Source organism: Thermophilibacter mediterraneus (assembly GCF_900119385.1).
Lineage (GTDB): Bacteria > Actinomycetota > Coriobacteriia > Coriobacteriales > Atopobiaceae > Thermophilibacter > Thermophilibacter mediterraneus.
Genome location: NZ_FPKO01000009.1, coordinates 907,155 through 923,593 on the forward strand (window position 1 = coordinate 907,155; position 16,439 = coordinate 923,593).

Consider the following 16,439-nt stretch of genomic DNA (forward strand, 5'->3'; position numbering starts at 1 on the left):
ATTGGTGTCAGGGCAAAGTGTCAACCGCGCCAGCCGCACGGTCGGCTCCGACAGTCTCAGGAGGCCAGCATGATCAAGCTCATCGCATCTGACATGGACGGGACGCTGCTCGACGACGACTCGAGGGTCCCCGAGGAGACCTTCGAGCTCATCCACGCCCTGCACGAGAGGGGCGTGCGCTTCGTGGCGAGCTCTGGGCGGCGCTACGAGACGCTGCGCTGGTTCTTCGGGCCGGTCGCCGACGAGATGGACTACGTCGCCTCGCTCGGGACGCAGGTCTACGCTGACGGGCGCCTGCTCGACCGCGAGGTCTTCTCGACCCTCTCGGTGCAGAGGCTCTTCGAGACCACGCAGATGTTCGACTGCATCCACCTGGCGCTCTACGACGCCACCCACACCTACCTCCTCAACGACCAGAGCTCCTACCTGCGCGAGCTCGACAAGGACCTCCCCAACGCCGAGCGCGTCTTCGACCCGCCCTCGCCCGACGTGAGCATCATCAAGGCGGCCGTGTGCTGCGAGCTGCCCGAGCAGATCATGGACATGGCCTACGTGCTCGAGCGCGAGCTCTCCGACTGGTTCACGTTCCTGCCGAGCGGCTCGCGCTGGATCGACGTGGTGCCGCGCCACGTGAACAAGGCCACGGGCCTCGAGCAGGTGCTGCGCTACTGGGGCATCGACCGCAGCGAGGTCGTCGCCTTCGGCGACTCGATGAACGACTACGCCATGCTGCGCTACGTGGGGCACCCCTACGTCATGGAGAACGCGCGCTACGCCGTGCGCCAGATCGGCCAGCGCGTCATCGGTCGCAACTCCGACCACGCCGTGCAGCGCGCCATGCGCGAGATCCTGGAGGGCCTGTAGGGGAGGGCGGCTACGCCCCGCGCTTCTCGCGCATGCGAAGGAAGTGCTGGTAGGCGCCGATGAGGTTCGCCTCGTTGAAGAACCGGCAGGTCACGATCTCGGCCTCGGGGAAGGCGTAGTTGAGCTCGGCGTTGAAGCGTCGGTGCGCGTCGCGCACGCCCTCGACGAAGAGCGGGTTTCTGCTGATGCCGCCTCCCAGGCAGATGCGCTCGGGGTCGAGCCAGCACTGGATGTTGTGGATCTGGATGGCGATGTCGTCGCACACCTCGCCGAACACGCGCGCCGTCTCCTCGTCGCCCTGCTCAAGCCACGCGAAGAGCTCGCGACCGTTGCACTCCTCGATTCCCTTCGCCTCCGCGAGGCGGCGGCACATGCCCGTCGTGGAGCAGGCGGTCGACCACGCCCCGTCTTCGCGCAGCTCGCTGTCCCTTCGGGGCGTCGAGAAGTACATCATCGACGCCTCGCCGGAGTAGAGGTGGGACCCCTTGAAGAGCTCCCCGTTCACGACGGCCCCGCCGCCGATGCCCGTGCCAAAGGTGAGCACGACGCCGTTTCGCACGCCGCTCAGGTTGCCGACGGCGAGCTCGGCCATGGTGGAGCAGCGCGCGTCGTTCTCCACCTCGACGGGAAGGCCGAAGCGGCGCTCCCACTCGGTGACGTCGGCGTCGTAGTTGTACATGAGCGCCCCGCCGGTGTGGAGGTAGCGCGCGTCGACGTCCACGACTCCCGGGACGGAGAGCGCCACGCCCTCGACGGGTCCGAGCTCCGCGATGACGCGCTCGAGCGTGGCGAGGAAGGGCTCCCGGTCGAGCGACTCGGTGTCCGGCGTGGGCACCTCGCCCTGGAGCTGGAGCTCGGTCCCCTCCATGGCGCAGTACTTGATCGCGGTTCCGCCCACGTCAAAAACGGCGAGCCTGGTCATGTGCGCTCCTTCCCGAGCGGGTGTTGACTGCTGCACCTGCCATCCTAGCGCAGCCGACGACGGTTGATGACAATGGTGCCTAGGTCTTTTGTCATGATGACAATGGTGCCTCATGATGACAATGGTGCCAGGGCATTTTGTCATGTGGTTCCGTCGGCGGATGCGTCGACGCCGCGGGCGCGCGCCGCGCCGCCGCTTGACAGCGAGCTCGGGTGTTTGCAACCCTGTGGTCGCTGGGGGAGGCGCGGCCGGGAGGGGCTTCGTGGGTGCTGGCATGAACTATTCCATCGTTGCCGTGGGCAAGCTCAAGGAGCGCTTCTGGGCAGAGGCCTGCGCGGAGTACGTCAAGCGGCTGGGAGCCTACGCAAAGGTCCGCGTCACCGAGGTGGCGGACGTCGACCCGGCGCGCGCGGGCGGCGTCGAGGGCTCGCGCGGCAGGGAGGGCAGGTCGATCCTCTCGGCCGTCTCCCCGCGCTCGCACGTGATCCTCCTCGCGATCGAGGGGACGGAGCGCTCGAGCGAGGGCCTCTCGCGCCGCCTCGACGAGCTCGCGCTCCACGGCAGGGGCGACGTCACGTTTGTCATCGGCGGCTCCGACGGCGTCTCCGACGAGGTCCGCGCCCGGGCGGACGAGACGCTCTCGTTTGGCCCCATCACCCTGCCGCACAACCTTGCGCGCGTGGTCCTGCTGGAGCAGCTCTACCGGGCCTGCAAGATCTCGCGCGGCGAGAAGTACCACAAGTGACCGACTGAAACTGGCGTCGGTTGACGCGAGCGCGGCCCGTCGGCCCGAGCGGGCCGCGTCCGAGCCCGCGGCCCAGCCGACCAGGCCGGGTGCGGACCCTCCCCGTTCGCGCCGCCGCAGGCCGACGGTTGCGCCTCACCCTCGCGCCGAAACGGAGCGTCTAGCAAAAAAACGCCCTCAACGGGGCGACGTTTCGCAAGTTGCTCCGTTTCGGCGACCATGCCGTCCTCGCCAGCCGGCCCCGGGGCGGCCGCCCCGCGGGCTTGACACTATGACCTGACACCAGCGTCACGTTCGCAGCAGCGCGAGGATGTCGTCGCGCGTGAGCGACGCGGAGCGGACGCCCTCGCCGGAGAGCAGCCCCTCGGCGAGCTCTCGCTTGGACTCCTGCATGGCGACGATGCGCTCCTCGATGGTGTCCGCGCAGATGAGCTTGTAGACGGTGACGTCGCGCTCCTGCCCGATGCGATGTGCGCGGTCGGTGGCCTGGTTCTGCGCGGCGAGGTTCCACCACGGGTCGTAGTGGATCACCACGTCGGCCGCGGTGAGGTTGAGGCCCACGCCGCCGGCGCGCAGCGAGACGAGAAACACCGGGGCCTCGTGCGACTGGAAGCGCGCGACCAGGCGCCGCCGCTCCTCCCTGCTGGTGGAGCCGGTGAGCGTGAGGTGGTCGACCCCGAGCGCCCGAAGCCGTCGCGAGATGATCTCGAGCATGGAGGTGAACTGCGAGAACAGCAGGACGCGGTGCCCTCCGTCCAGCGCCCCGCTCACGAGCTCGAGGCACGTCTCGAGCTTGGCGCTTCCGCCGCCGTAGTCCTCGAAGCAGAGGGCCGGGTCGCAGCAGATCTGCCGCAGCCGGGTGAGCTCCGAGAGCACCTGGAGCTTCGTGCGCCTGAACTCGTCGGGCTCCTCGCGTGCGATCTGCCGCGCCAGCCGGTCCTGCGTTGCGCCATAGAGCTTCTCCTGCTCCCCGGACATGCGCGCCACCACCACGCTCTCGGTTTTCTCCGGCAGGTCGCTCAGGACGTCCGTCTTGAGGCGCCGCAGGATGAACGGGGAGACCAGGAGGCGGAGCCGCTCGGTCGCGCGCCGCTCGCCCGCCTCGACGGGACCCTCGTACTCCTTGGCAAACGCGTCGCGCCCGCCGAGCAGGCCGGGCATGAGGAAGTCGAAGATGCTCCAGAGCTCGGAGGTGCGGTTCTCGATGGGGGTGCCGGTGAGCGCCAGGCGCACGTCCGACGGAAGCCTCTTGGCGGCGCGCGCCACCTGCGTGAGCGGATTCTTGATGTACTGGGCCTCGTCGAGGACGACGCGCGCGAACCGCAGGCGCTCGTACTCCTCAACGTCGCGGCGCATGAGGTCGTAGGAGGTCACGAGGACGTCGTGGCCGGGCGCGGAGGCTATGGTCGCGCGCCGCGCCGCCTTGGTGCCGAGCACGGCGACGGTGTCGAGGTCCGGAGCAAAGCGGTCGAGCTCGCTCATCCAGTTGTAGACGAGCGACGCGGGGCAGACCACGAGCGTGGTGCCGCTGCCCGTGCCGTCGCCGCCCGGGCCGCCGTCTGACCCGCGGACGCCCGAACCGTCGCGACCCGCCGGTCCTTCTCTGCGGGGCGCGCCCTCCTTGAGGGCAAGCAGGTGCGCGATCACCTGGAGCGTCTTGCCGAGGCCCATGTCGTCCGCGAGGATGCCGCCGAACCCGAACCGCTCGAGCGTCTGCAGCCAGCGGAACCCGTCGCGCTGATAGGGGCGCAGCACCCCGGCCAGGCGCTCGGGCACCTCGAAGTCCGCGTCGGCAAAGGTGTCGAAGTCGCGCACGATGGCGCGAACCCCGTCGTTTCTGCGCAGGTCCAGCCCGGCCGAGCGCTTGGCGAGCGCGTCGACGAAGAGCGCGCGGCTGGCCGGCAGCCCGCTCACGCCCTCCGCGAGCTCGGCGTCGCCCACGCCCAGCCCCTCGGCGAGGTCGACCGCGGCCGACGCGCTTTCCCCCATGCGCATGATGTCGCCGCTGGACAGTCGCACGAAGCGCTGGCGCCGCCGGTAGGCCGCGAGGTACGCCTCGATGTCGCGCGTCGAGAGCCCGCTCGCGTCGAGGCGCACGTCGAGCAGCCCGCTTCTTGCCGTCGCGCGCACGGAGAGCTGCGGGCTCGCGTGCACCCTGACCGACCTGAGCCGCTCGGAGAGAAGAACCTCGCCCAGCTCGCCCAGCCGCGCGAGCCCGCGCGTGAGGAGGTCGAAGAGCAGCTCGTCGTCCGCCTCGTCAAAGCACGGGAGGTCGCCTGCGCCCGGGTCGCCCCCGGGGAAGAGCTCCTCCACGACGTCCATGACGTGGTACTCCGCGACGAGGTCGCGCGTGGGCTCGTCCGGCGCGGGGCCCGCGATGGCGGACGGGCCGTAGAGCGCGTGCTCCCACGTGCCGTACGCGACGGTCGCGTCGCAGCTCACGAGCCCGTCCTCGCAGCCGACCCTGAAGGAGAACGCCGCCTCGGGGGGCGTCAGCTCGTCGAGGCCCTCGGGCGCCGAGAGCTCGCTCACATCGCGCAGCGTCGGGAGCACGTCGCGGCAGAATGCCGGCATGTCCGCGGAAGAGACGTGCATGGGCCTCTCGGAGGAAAGGATCTGGGCGAGCAGGGCGCCTCCCCGAGCGGCGAGGTCCCCCGAACAGCGCACGGCACGGCTCTCGTCGAGGACGTAGAGGCCGCGCTCGGACGAAAACGGGTACCACCGCCCCAGGACGCGCAGGTCAAAGCCCCCGTCCGACGCGGTTTCGAGCGCGGTGCGGATCTGCGGGTCGTCAGTCGTCACCTCGAGGTGCCGTATGGCCCCACGCGTGCCGTACGGCCCGTCGTTTGCCTGGAACAGCACCGTGCGCCCCTGGAGCGCGTCGAGCACCGCGACGACGTCCCCGTCCGCGAGCGGGAGCTCCTTGATCTCGGCGCCCCTGCCCGCCTCGCGATACCTCCAGCGGGAGCGGTAGAGCGCCCGCTGGCTGGCCACCACGCGGGAGAGGACCTCGAGGACGGCGCGCGACGACTCCGTGAACGCGCTCGGGACGTGCGCGAAGGAGAGGCGCTTGCCGTAGCCCACCGTCTCGCCCCGCTGATAGGCGTCGACGAGCGAGGCGATGTTCTTGACCACGTAGGCGACGGCGCCGCGGCGCACGCGCAGCTTGACGCACCAGGTGGTGCCCTCGAGGTAGAGGCCGTCCTGCGCGGGAAGGATGGTCACCTCGAGCTCGACGGGCCCCTCGTCCGCCCCCTCGGCGAGCTCGCGGCGCAGGCGAGCCTCCTCGGCGTCGCGGATGCGCCGGGTCGTGACGTCCTGCATGAGGCTGAGGATTTGCGGGCTCGTGGGGAGGCCGCGGGCTCGGTCGCGCGCGGGACCGGCGGCGCCGTCCCGAGGGCCTGGGAGGGGTGCCGCCCAAGCCGGGGCGCCCGGGGAGCGGCCACCCGTGGCGAGCGCCGGCCCGCCTGACGCCGGGCCCTCTCCCCTGCGGGAGAGGTAGTCGAGCACGGCGGCGATCTCGTGCTTGCACATGCCCGGATAGCCCTGCGCCGCCGGGCACGTGCACCCGTAGTCGAGTATCTCCGCGTCGTTGAGGTCAAGAAGAACGCGGACGCGGTAGGCGTCCCCGCGAGAGCCGCGGACCACGGCGGAGAGCGAGAGCGTCGCCCCCAGCGCACCGGTGTCCTCGTCGGCGTCGGCGACGGAGCCGTTGCGCGCGAGCGCGAGTCCGCGCTCGTACGTCGACGAGAGGGCCGCCTCCTCCTGGAGGCGCTCGACCAGTAGCTCCGTGCCCATCCCCACCTCCCTGCCAATTGTGACAATGGTGCCAGGGTATAGTGTCAACCTGACAATGGTGACAGGGTATAGTGTCAACCTCGCCGCTCCCGTTGTCCATTGCCGACGCGCCTCCCATTCCCACGCGCTCCGCCGCGCCCGCGGTATACTCGCCGAGAAGAGCGCGAGAAGCGCGCGGGAACCACCGCCAGTCTCGAGAAGGGAGCCCCCTATGAGATTTGTTCTGACCGGCGACTCCGACTGCCCGATCGCGCGCATCGCCCTCTCGCAGGGCGAGTCGGTGCGGACCGAGAGCGGGAGCATGGTGTACTCGCGCGGGGTCGAGATCTCCGGCGGGCTCAACTCCAGGAAGAAGGGGCTCGGCGGCGTCCTGGGCGCCATCGGTCGCAGCATCACGAGCGGGGAGTCGATGTTTGTCACCACGGCGACCGGCACCGCCTCGGGCGCGGAGATCGCCGTGGCGCCGTCGATTCCGGGAAAGATCGTCGAGCTCGCGGTCGACGGGGCGCATCAGTACCGTCTGAACACCGGGGCGTTTCTCGCCTGCGACGAGGGCGTCGACTACACGATGGTGAGCCAGGGCATCTCCAGGGCGCTCTTCGGGAACACCGGTGGCCTGTTCGTGATGGAGGTGCACGGCGAGGGGTCGCTTCTGGTCTCCGCGTTCGGCGACGTGCTGCCACTGGACGTCGTGCCCGCAGAGCCGCTGGTCGTGGACAACGAGCACGTGGTCGCGTGGGACAGCGACCTCGAGTACCACATCGAGGTCGCGAGCGGCATGTTCGGCTTCACGACGGGGGAGGGCCTGGTCAACACCTTCACCGGCAGCGGTCGCGTGTACGTTCAGACCCGCAGCCTGGCAAACCTCGCGCAGGCGATGCACCCGTACCTGCCGTCGGCGTCGAACTAGCTTTTGTGCGCCCATAGTTTGTTTACGCCGACCATTCGGCCGATTGTCGGTGACGCTCGACCTGTTTCCGGGTAAAGAAAAGCCCGGAGGCCACATGACCTCCGGGCTGCAAGTTTATGGTCGCGGGGGCAGGATTTGAAGCTACGACCTTCGGGTTATGAGCCCGACGCGACAGTGCCTGATTTGAAGATTCGACAAGTGGATAGCGGACTCTGCGCTACGGTGCAAGCTTTAGGCCTCTTCTGTTCCTCGTCCGCCTGAGCTTTTTCAAGATGTAGAATACTGTGGAAGTTACTCAAGATACTTGGGAAGTTACTGTGTAAGTCCGACTTCCTAAGTTCCACAGTAGCTCAAGTTGAGTCATCTGGCTGGAACAGTGTTCGCGAAGCCATTGGAGATGAGATATGCCGGCTATAACAAGTGACGAGGAGCTGGCCCGCGCAATAGACCGCATGAGGGCGGCGGGCACAGACGTCGCAGAGTACGAGCTCAAGGCATCAGTTGACGATCTGCCCAAAAGTACCGCGGAGACAATGTCGGCGTTCGCAAACACTGCAGGCGGGACGATAATCTTGGGCGTGCGCGAGTCTCGCGGGTTCCACCCGGCAAAGGGGTTCGTTCCAAAGACCATTCAAGCCAAGTGCGCGCAGACGGCTCGCGAAGAGGTTTCACCGTCCATTGCGTCCGATATTCGCGTCCTGATGTTTGAGGACGCGCCCGTGGTCGTTGCGAACATCCCTGAGGCATCCGCCAGACAGAAACCCTGCTACGTCCGAAGGCTAGGTCAGCGCAACGGCTCGTACATCCGCACCGGAGACGGTGACCATAAGATGACGCCGTACGAGATAGACCGCTTTATCGAAAATCAGCTCAGGAGCGCACGAAACGACGTTGCGATAGTGCACGAGGCAACTATTGACGACCTCGACGCCGAGCTTCTCTCCAGCTGGCTGGCAGCGGAACGCAGCTCCTCGTTTGGGAGGGCGGATGCGGTCGACGATTGCACGCTGCTTGCCAACCGTCGGGTGATTGCCGTCGATGAGGACGGGACGCTTCGGCCTACGCTCGCGGGACTCATGGCGCTCGGAAACTATCCCCAAAAGTACTTCCCAAGGCTGAACGTAGTGTTCTCATGCTACCCGCAAAGCGAGAAGGGCACCCTGTCGCCGCAGGGGAAACGGTTCGAAGACATCGCCAATCTCGATGGACCCATACCCCAGATGATCGTTGACGCTCTGCGGGCGGTCTCTCGCAACATCAAGCACGGGGCCATCGTCAAGGGCGCTCTCAGGGAGGACGTTCCCGATTATCCGCTCGATGCCGTACGTGAGGCCGTGGCGAACGCGCTCATGCATCGGGACTACTCTTTCGATGGCCAGGGCGAGCCCGTTATGATTGACCTTTACCCGGACCGTCTTGAGATAAGCAACCCGGGCGGGCTCTATGGATCGCTCACGGTTGACCAGCTCGGACAACGGGGCGGGACTGCGTCGCGAAACCAGGCCTTGTCGCGAATACTCGAAGAGGTCCCGTACACCGACATAGATGGTCGGCGCGGGCACGTCGTCGAGAACCGGGGTACGGGGTATCCCATCATCCGCAATGCGCTCGCCGATGCCCTCATGGACAAGCCCATCATAGACAACGGGCTCGATGGGTTCCGAATCATCTTCCGACACCGCAGCATGACAGAGCAGGAGAGTACGAGTTACACCAGGGGCAACGTCCGTGAGGCGGTCCTCGACTTCATCTCGGAGAGGGAGAGCGTGAGCACCTCCGAGATTGCACGTGCGGCCGGAGTTTCTAACAAGACGGCGCGCGGCTACATCAACGAACTCATTAACGAGGGCATCGTGGAAGGTCTTGGCTCTCAGAACAGTCCCAAGAGGAGATATCGCCTGGCGGGCAAAAGGGGCTGACCATAACGGTTGAGGGCGGCGGCTACTGTGGAAGTTACTTAGGAAGTCCGCTTCCACACTTCCACAGTAGCCCCGACATTCCCCCTGCGGCCGAACTGCGTGTCAAGCCGCTTGCCGCGTGGTTGCCCTCGGTTTACACGGTCTACAAAACAAACCGGGCGAGAATTCACCCGCAATTCGCCCGCAAAACCGCTCGACACGAAAAAGCCCGGAGGCCGTACGACCTCCGGGCTGCAAGTTTATGGTCGCGGGGGCAGGATTTGAACCTACGACCTTCGGGTTATGAGCCCGACGAGCTACCAGACTGCTCCACCCCGCAATGGGTGCACCTCGTGCGTGCAAGAAGTAACTATAGCGAGAAGAACCTCCCCATGCAACTCCTTCCTCACGTTGTGAACGCGTCTCCACATTTCCGTCCCCGCATTTTCCGCATTTCCGCCCCCACGCTCCTTCCCGCGCCGCCGTGAAACGCTGATCGACCCTGGAGCTCGGCAGCAGGCCTGCGACAGACCTGCGGCAGGCCTGCAAGAAATACGTGGTTGTGAGTATTTCGGAATCTCGTGCAGCCCGAGACGGCAGAATCCGCAACGAACCCGCAATTGTGTGCAAAGGGCGTCCCGTGGTCAACGCCGCTGGAGGCGTTTCCCCCGTCTCGGGCAACATGCACACGCGTTCCCTGCGAGTTTTACCTGCTTGTGTGCAGCATTCCTAGCGTGCCCCGCTCTCGCTCTGCCTCCCAACATCAAACTTGTTGCACACAATCGGCGTTTTGATTTTCGTCCGACAATGGTGACCCCCAATCCAATCATCGGCCCCGGCGCGCGCGATGACCGCGCGCCCGTCCTCCCGTCTCCGCGCGCCCCGCACCCCGCGCGCCCTGCGCCCCGCACCCAGGACGCCGCCCAGTCCCGGACCTCACGCCCGCCCGACCCCTCGCCCGGCCCACACCAACCGCTCGCTGATTCCCCCGACCTCGCAAAACACTTGCGAAAACCCTCACACCTACCATGAGCCTAAGGTCCCTGAAAACCAGAGATGGGGTGGTCACATGAACCAAAGCGTCATGTTCACCGCGCACACGCAGCGCCGTATCACCGCGCGCACGCAGCGCCACGTCGCTACGCGCACAACGCTCATGACCCGGGGTGGGGGAGCGCTCACCGTCCTGGCGGCGCTCCTCATGTCGCTCGCGCTCGTCCTCGCGCCCGTGACGCCCGCCCACGCAACTCCCGCCACAGCTCCGGCCGACACCGACGTCACCACCCTCGCGCCAACCACCAATACCGACGTCACCACCCTCGCCGAGCCCGGCACCTACGCCGAAGGCTCCGCCGGCTTCTTCCGCAGCATCGGCGCCACCGCTGCCGCCAACGCAATCGCCGCCGCGCCCAACAACTCGATCGTCGGCCCCTACCAGAACATCGACCCCGCGGACGACCAGAGCGCCTTCAACCTCGACAACATGCTTGCCTCCCTCAGCATCATCGAGCGCTGCAACCAGATCCGCGCCGAGGAGGGCCTCCCCGCGCTGCTCGTCGACCCCTACCTCATGGCGGTCGGCCAGATCAACGCCAACTACTCGAGCGTCGTGACGGGCCACTCCCAGGCCTACAACGTCGGCGAGAACGTCGCCTGGGGCTACCCCAACGGCGCCTCCGCCTTCGAAGGCTGGTACACCGCCGAGAAGAACCTCTGGCTCTCCGACTCCTGCGCCGAGCCGCGCGCCTGGTTCAACCAGCAGCTCGCCTCCGGCCAGTCGTTCAACTCCGTCCTGAATGCGCTCTCGAGGGCCTACCCTAGCGTCTACCACGAGGTCGGCCATTACCTCAACATCATCAACCCCGAATACGGGGTGACCGGCGCTGCCCAGACGGAGCGCAAGAACACCTACGAGCAGGCCTTCTACTTCAGCGGCTCCACTGACGACGCCTATGACCTTGCCTACTTCCAGCAGCTCTTCAACGACTACTACACCCAGGTGACGGGCAAGGAGCCCGGCACCGACGACCCGGACGCTTCGGCCCACCTCGTCTCCATCGTGCAGCCCGAGCACGCGCGCATCGAGGTCTACAACAACGTTGGCGCTGACTTCGACGGCACCTTCCCGCCCGGCCACACGGTTGCCGGCGAGGTCGCCGTCGACGAGGGCTACGAGCTCAAGGACCTCGTCATCGAGGGCCCCATGGAGTACGTCTACGCTCCCTACGACAACGTGCCCAACACCTGGGTCTTCCGCTTTGCGATGCCCGCCAATGCGGTCACCATCTCCGCCGAGATTGTCCCCGCCGGCCAGGGCGGCCTGGACCCCGATCCCGACCCCGTGCCCGGCACGTTCTCTGACGTCCTGTCCAATGCCTGGTACTACGACGCCGTCGAATACGTTGCCGAGCAGGGCATCATGAACGGCCAGGGCACCGGCGAGACCTTCGGCCCCCTCGATCCGCTCGGACGCTCCGCGCTCGCGCAGCTCCTCTACAACATGGCGGACAACCCCGAGGGCGCGCCCAACCCGGGCTACGCTGACTCACGCCCCACTGACTGGTACTACAAGGCCGTCTCCTGGGCCGCCGAGACCGGATCCATGATCGGCTACAACGCAACGACCTTCGGTCCCTCCGATGCCGTCACGCGCGAGCAGCTCGTCACCGTGATCTGGCGCCTCGAGGGTCAGCCCGCCTCAACCACGAGCCTCGACTCCTACCCCGACGCCGGCTCCGTCTCCACGTACGCGGCCGACGCCATGGCCTGGGCCGTCGGCGAGGGCATCATCTCCGGCTCCGGCGGCCACCTCGATCCCGGCAAAGCCGTCGACCGCTGCACCGCCGCCACCATCATCGCCCGCTGGCATGGCGGCGTCGAGTAATCGAGAGCCGGGCCAGCCAGTCTCAACGTATCAGGCCCCAGAACAACCTGCCCCGAACACCCGCGCCCGTCGCACCCAAGCGGCGGGCGCACCCATCTCGCGCCGGCGCCCGCCCCCGACCGACGAGCGCCCGCGACGGCCCTCCGGCCCGTTAGGGCGATCCAGCTGGTGCGGTGTACCACTTTCAGACAGGTCTGGGTAGCAAACGACCTTCCCCAAGCCCAGCAGTTCGCCCGGCGAGCACAAAGCCGCAGGAAACGCTCCGACGAAGGATGGTCGCACGCGTGGTTTCCGACGGGATGCTACCCAGACCTGCCACAAAACGGTACAGCCCCCGCCCCGGGGTGTCCCAAGCCTTGCGAGGCACGCCCTCTCCGCCCGACCCCCTCACGGCCAAAGCGAGAAGAACCTCGCGCCGGCGGCCGCCCACCCCGCTGCACGACCTGCCGACCGCTCGCGGACCACATCGCATTTGCGCAAAGAATTCCGAGGTCACGAACCTATCATGGCGCCAAAGTTCCCTGAAAACAGGAGATGGGGTGGTTCCATGAACGGAAGCGTCACGCTCGCCACGCGCACGTCGCGCAGGACCCGGGGCGGGGGAGCGCTCGCCCTGATCGCGGCGATCTTCATGTCGCTCGCGGTCGTCCTCGCGCCCGCGGCTCCCGCCTATGCCGCAGGGCTCGGGGTGAGCACGGTCTCGCAGCAGAGCATCATGAGCTACGCGGATGCCCATGGCATAGACAAGGACCTGCTCGGCTGGAAAAGCGCAACCTACGCCGTGGAGCCAAATTACACTACGGCTCCTTATTCCCTCGGCTCCCTGTCCCAGCAGTCGCTCAATGACGCGCTTGAGGTCGTGAACTTCGCGCGCTACGTCGCTGGAATCCCCTCAAACGTGACGCTTGATGCGCACTATAACGAGCTCTGCCAGGCGGCCTCCTTGGTCAACTGTCTCAACGGATCGCTTTCGCACGCGCCCGAAAAGCCAGCGGACCTAAGCGACGCGCTCTACAATATGGGCGCGCAGGGCGCCAGTAGCTCCAACATCGCCATGGGCTATCCGAGCCCCGCCGCTGCCGTTCTGGGGTTCCTTTCTGACAGCGATGCGTCGAACATCGATCGCGTTGGCCACCGTAGGTGGGTTCTCAACCCGTCTATGGACAAGACGGGCTTCGGCATGGTGGGAAGGTACTCGGCGATGTACGCCTTCGGACGAGGAGCATCCTCCGACTCGTACTCCAACGTCTCGTGGCCGGCGCAGAACATGCCCGTTGAGCTCTTTGATTCCGGAGATGCGTGGAGCCTCTCAACGGGCGATACTATTTCCAACGACAGCTCGGTCTCTGTTGTCCTCACCCGCCAGAGCGACGGAAGAACGTGGCGGATGGGCGCCGGAGGAAGTGACGGCGTTCTCTACGTCGACAATGGCAACTACGGCTCGCCCGGGTGCATCATCTTCCGTCCAAATGATCTGTCCGGATATAACGCGGGAGACAAGTTCTCCGTGAGCGTCAACGTCGGCAACGGTCAGACGGTCGAGTACGAGGTCAGTTTCTTCTCACTCTTCTCTCAGCCCTCGGAGCCCACGCAGCCCCAGAAGCAGACCCAGACCATCAGCGGCCAGAGCTCCTATCGCGTCACGCTCAACGAGCAGCCCGGCTTCCAGCTGGATGCCCAGGCGCTCGGCGGTGCGCAGCTGAGTTATGCGTCAAGCAACCAGAACGTCGCCACCGTAGACGCAAGGGGCTACGTCACCGTTCGCGGTGCGGGTAGCGCAACCATCACCATCACTGCGGCGGAGACCGAGGAGTACGCCTCTGCCACCAAGACCGTGCAGGTCACCGTTGCCGAGGACGATGCCCATCACCAGATCAGCCTCTCCAACCAGACCCCTCGCTATGGCAGCGCCAGGATTGAGGGCGGAAACACCGACGTGCCCGCGGGCGAAAGGGTCTACATCATCGTCGAGCCAAACGACGGATACAAGCTCGATCGCATCTATGCGGTAAACCAGAAGAACAACACGCTTGTGTACGTGTGGACGCACAGCGACACACGCTACTCGGTGATAATGTCCGCCGCTGATGTCGTCGTGACAGTCTCGTTTGCCCCCACGGGCGAGGATCCGGACGACCAGGCTCCCTCCTTCACCGACATCGCCCCCGGAACCTGGTACTACGACGCCGTCATGTGGGTCGCCGAGCAGGGCATCATGAACGGCCAGGGCAGCGGCGAGTCCTTTGGCCCCACCGACACCCTCGTCCGCGGCGCGCTCGCGCAGCTCCTCTACAACATGGAGGGTCGCCCCGCGGGCGCCCCCGACCCGGGCTACGCCGACGCGCACCCTGGCGACTGGTGGTACGACGCCGTGGCGTGGTGCGCCGAGGCCGGCGCCATGACCGGCTACAACGACGCCGCGTTCGGCCCCTCCGACGCCGTCACGCGCGAGCAGCTCGTCACCGTGATCTGGCGCCTCGAGGGCCAGCCCGCGTCCACGACGAGCCTTGACGTCTACCCCGACGCCTCCTCCGTCAGCCCCTACGCCCGCGAGGCCATGGCCTGGGCCGTCGGCGAGGGCATCATCTCCGGCTCCGGCGGCCACCTCGATCCCGGCAAAGCCGTAAACCGTGCCACCGCCGCGACCATCATCGCCCGCTGGCAGGGCGGCGTCGACTGATCCGGCCGACCCGGTGACCCGTTAGTCCGCACAGAGTATTGGGACAGCCCCCTGCGCCCGCCGCTTCCCCCCAAGCGGCGGGCGCACCCCTTTCAGCCTGATTCAAGAAGAGCCCCACGTCACCTCCACGCATCCCGCCGCCTGCCGACCCATTCGCGGACTCCGCCTGCCCCCTCGGCCGCGCCCCTACGCTATCCGCATGCGCAGTCACAGAGAAAGGAGCGCACATGGATCTGAAGCTCAAGGACAAGGTCGTTCTCATCACCGGCTCGACGGGCGGCATCGGCGCGGCCATAACGAGGGCCTTCGCGGCGGAGGGCGCCAAGCTCGCCATCTCGTCGACGCGCCAGGAGAAGCTCGACGCGCTCATCCCCACCCTCGGGGTCGACGAGGACCACGTCTGGGGCTTCGTGATGGACGCCACCCAGGAGGACCAGGTCAAGGCCTTCGTGGAGGGTGCCGCGGAGCACTACGGGACCATCGACGTCGCCATTCCCAACGCTGGCTACGAGGGCAAGGTCGCCCCGATCCAGGACGTCGACTTCGAGGAGGTCCAGAAGGTCTACTCCCTGAACGTCTTTAGCCCCATGTTCGTCATGAAGTACGCGGTGCCCTACATGCTCAGGCAGAAGTCGGGGTCGATCGTGGTCATCGCGTCCGCAGGCTCCTACACCCCCGCGGCGACCATGAGCACGTACTGCTCCTCCAAGTACGCGGTGGCGGGCCTCACCAAGTGCGTGGCCAACGAGGTCGGCGCCGAGGGCGTCCACGTCAACTACATCTGCCCCGGTCCGGTGGCCACGGACATGATGCTGCGCATCGAGCGGGACACCTTCGGTCCCGACATGCCCCACGAGGAGGCCGAGAAGCTCATGGCGGCCACGGCGCTCGACAAGCGCTACTGCAGGCCCGAGGAGGTGGCCTACGCGGCGCTCTACCTCGCCTCCGAGGTCTCGGCGCACACCACCGGAATGCCGCTGCACCTCGACTCCATCGTGATGGGCTAGGGGAGAGCTGACCCCACGATCCGAGTCGAGCCAGGCGAAGCGATGCGGCGGGCGCCACGCGGCGTCCGCCGCATTACATATATATAAAGATGTGGCCCCTAACGAGCGGCATAGTTAGCCATCCGCTCCTTCGCCGCCTCGGCGATCGCCGCCGCGACCCACTCCTCGTTCTCGCGGCGCTCCCGCCCCGCGTTCCTGAACCTCCTGCCCGGGCCCTGCGCCGAGAACGTCGAGGAGAGCAGGTCGGCCCTCGGCACGTGACCGCGCGCGGCCTCCCCCAGCAGCTCCGAGGCGATCCCGGGCCCTCCCGGGGCGCGGTGCGAGTACCTCCAGCAGAACTCGTCCACGAAGCCCTGCGTCCGCGTCCTCGAGAGCCCGTGGTAGGTCCCCTGGGCGTAAGCGCGCAGGTTGGAGATCACCTTGTGCGCCAGGCGCAGCCACGTCCCCGGCGCCCCGCCCGAGGGCGACCTGCCGGCCTCGGCGCGCGGCCACGACGCGACCGCGCAGCCTATGGGCAGGAAGCCGTCGAAGCGCACGCGGGCGAGCACGCTGACGCGGGCGCGGAGGAACTCCCGGTAGGAGCCCGCCGTCACGTCGGAGGCGACCCTGACCGAGCAGCGGCCCGGGCCGCGCGGGCCGGGGGCCTCGACGGCGACGAGCAGGGGCACCTTCTCGCAGCCGCGGCCCACCCTCCCGGCGACCGTCGCCCCGAGGTACATCTCGTCGACCTC

10 protein-coding genes and 1 tRNA gene are annotated in these 16,439 nt (G+C 67.1%); 7 read left to right on the plus strand and 4 right to left on the minus strand.

The window, feature by feature from the left end:
• Positions 1-69: 69 nt before the first annotated feature.
• Positions 70-864 carry an HAD family hydrolase gene (locus BQ7106_RS09095; protein ID WP_072374545.1) on the plus strand — a complete coding sequence of 265 codons (795 nt, stop codon included), beginning with the start codon at positions 70-72 and terminating at the stop codon, positions 862-864.
• A gap of 10 nt (positions 865-874) precedes the next feature.
• Here BQ7106_RS09095 and BQ7106_RS09100 read toward each other — a convergent pair whose 3' ends face one another.
• Entirely contained in the window at positions 875-1,786 is a 912-nt protein-coding gene (locus tag BQ7106_RS09100) for an ROK family protein (protein WP_072374548.1), read from the minus strand.
• Between the two features lie 274 nt (positions 1,787-2,060).
• On the opposite strand from BQ7106_RS09100, the gene rlmH reads away from it, so the two are divergent.
• A complete protein-coding gene (gene rlmH / locus BQ7106_RS09105; RefSeq protein ID WP_072374551.1) occupies positions 2,061-2,531 on the plus strand; it encodes a 23S rRNA (pseudouridine(1915)-N(3))-methyltransferase RlmH in 471 nt (156 codons plus the stop codon).
• 288 nt (positions 2,532-2,819) lie between these two features.
• On the opposite strand, the gene BQ7106_RS09110 is transcribed toward rlmH, so the two are convergent.
• On the minus strand, positions 2,820-6,329 hold the full coding sequence (locus BQ7106_RS09110) for a DEAD/DEAH box helicase (protein ID WP_072374554.1): 3,510 nt from the start codon (positions 6,327-6,329) through the stop codon (positions 2,820-2,822).
• 211 nt (positions 6,330-6,540) lie between these two features.
• Here BQ7106_RS09110 and BQ7106_RS09115 point away from each other — a divergent pair, with 211 nt between their 5' ends.
• Both BQ7106_RS09115 and BQ7106_RS09120 read left to right on the plus strand, forming a co-directional pair.
• Positions 6,541-7,239 carry a TIGR00266 family protein gene (locus BQ7106_RS09115; RefSeq protein WP_072374557.1) on the plus strand — a complete coding sequence of 233 codons (699 nt, stop codon included), beginning with the start codon at positions 6,541-6,543 and terminating at the stop codon, positions 7,237-7,239.
• 404 nt (positions 7,240-7,643) lie between these two features.
• Positions 7,644-9,158, plus strand: coding sequence for an ATP-binding protein (locus BQ7106_RS09120; RefSeq protein ID WP_072374560.1), 1,515 nt, complete (start codon positions 7,644-7,646; stop codon positions 9,156-9,158).
• Positions 9,159-9,400: 242 nt separating this feature from the next.
• Here the strand turns inward: BQ7106_RS09120 and BQ7106_RS09125 are convergent.
• A tRNA-Met gene (locus BQ7106_RS09125) sits at positions 9,401-9,477 on the minus strand.
• 729 nt (positions 9,478-10,206) lie between these two features.
• Here BQ7106_RS09125 and BQ7106_RS09130 point away from each other — a divergent pair.
• The 3 genes from BQ7106_RS09130 to BQ7106_RS09140 all read left to right on the plus strand — a co-directional run bounded on the left by BQ7106_RS09130 (position 10,207) and on the right by BQ7106_RS09140 (position 15,708).
• Complete coding sequence (locus BQ7106_RS09130; RefSeq protein WP_072374563.1) at positions 10,207-12,021, plus strand: CAP and S-layer homology domain-containing protein; 1,815 nt, start codon at positions 10,207-10,209, stop codon at positions 12,019-12,021.
• A 547-nt stretch (positions 12,022-12,568) separates the two neighbouring features.
• Positions 12,569-14,701: an S-layer homology domain-containing protein gene (locus tag BQ7106_RS09135; RefSeq protein WP_072374566.1), complete on the plus strand. Its 2,133-nt coding sequence runs from the start codon at positions 12,569-12,571 to the stop codon at positions 14,699-14,701.
• A gap of 227 nt (positions 14,702-14,928) precedes the next feature.
• Positions 14,929-15,708, plus strand: coding sequence for an SDR family NAD(P)-dependent oxidoreductase (locus BQ7106_RS09140; RefSeq protein ID WP_072374569.1), 780 nt, complete (start codon positions 14,929-14,931; stop codon positions 15,706-15,708).
• A 98-nt stretch (positions 15,709-15,806) separates the two neighbouring features.
• Here the strand turns inward: BQ7106_RS09140 and BQ7106_RS09145 are convergent, their stop codons facing one another.
• The gene (locus tag BQ7106_RS09145) at positions 15,807-16,427 is read right to left on the minus strand and encodes a transposase (RefSeq protein WP_072369829.1); all 621 of its coding nucleotides are present in this window, start codon (positions 16,425-16,427) and stop codon (positions 15,807-15,809) included.
• Positions 16,428-16,439 lie beyond the last annotated feature (12 nt).

Coding starts and splice junctions, on each gene's coding strand:
- BQ7106_RS09095 (WP_072374545.1), top strand. CDS start 70: ATGATCAAGCTCATCGCATCTGACATGGACGGGACGCTGCTCGACGAC.
- BQ7106_RS09100 (WP_072374548.1), bottom strand. CDS start 1,786: ATGACCAGGCTCGCCGTTTTTGACGTGGGCGGAACCGCGATCAAGTAC.
- rlmH (WP_072374551.1), top strand. CDS start 2,061: ATGAACTATTCCATCGTTGCCGTGGGCAAGCTCAAGGAGCGCTTCTGG.
- BQ7106_RS09110 (WP_072374554.1), bottom strand. CDS start 6,329: ATGGGCACGGAGCTACTGGTCGAGCGCCTCCAGGAGGAGGCGGCCCTC.
- BQ7106_RS09115 (WP_072374557.1), top strand. CDS start 6,541: ATGAGATTTGTTCTGACCGGCGACTCCGACTGCCCGATCGCGCGCATC.
- BQ7106_RS09120 (WP_072374560.1), top strand. CDS start 7,644: ATGCCGGCTATAACAAGTGACGAGGAGCTGGCCCGCGCAATAGACCGC.
- BQ7106_RS09130 (WP_072374563.1), top strand. CDS start 10,207: ATGAACCAAAGCGTCATGTTCACCGCGCACACGCAGCGCCGTATCACC.
- BQ7106_RS09135 (WP_072374566.1), top strand. CDS start 12,569: ATGAACGGAAGCGTCACGCTCGCCACGCGCACGTCGCGCAGGACCCGG.
- BQ7106_RS09140 (WP_072374569.1), top strand. CDS start 14,929: ATGGATCTGAAGCTCAAGGACAAGGTCGTTCTCATCACCGGCTCGACG.
- BQ7106_RS09145 (WP_072369829.1), bottom strand. CDS start 16,427: ATGTACCTCGGGGCGACGGTCGCCGGGAGGGTGGGCCGCGGCTGCGAG.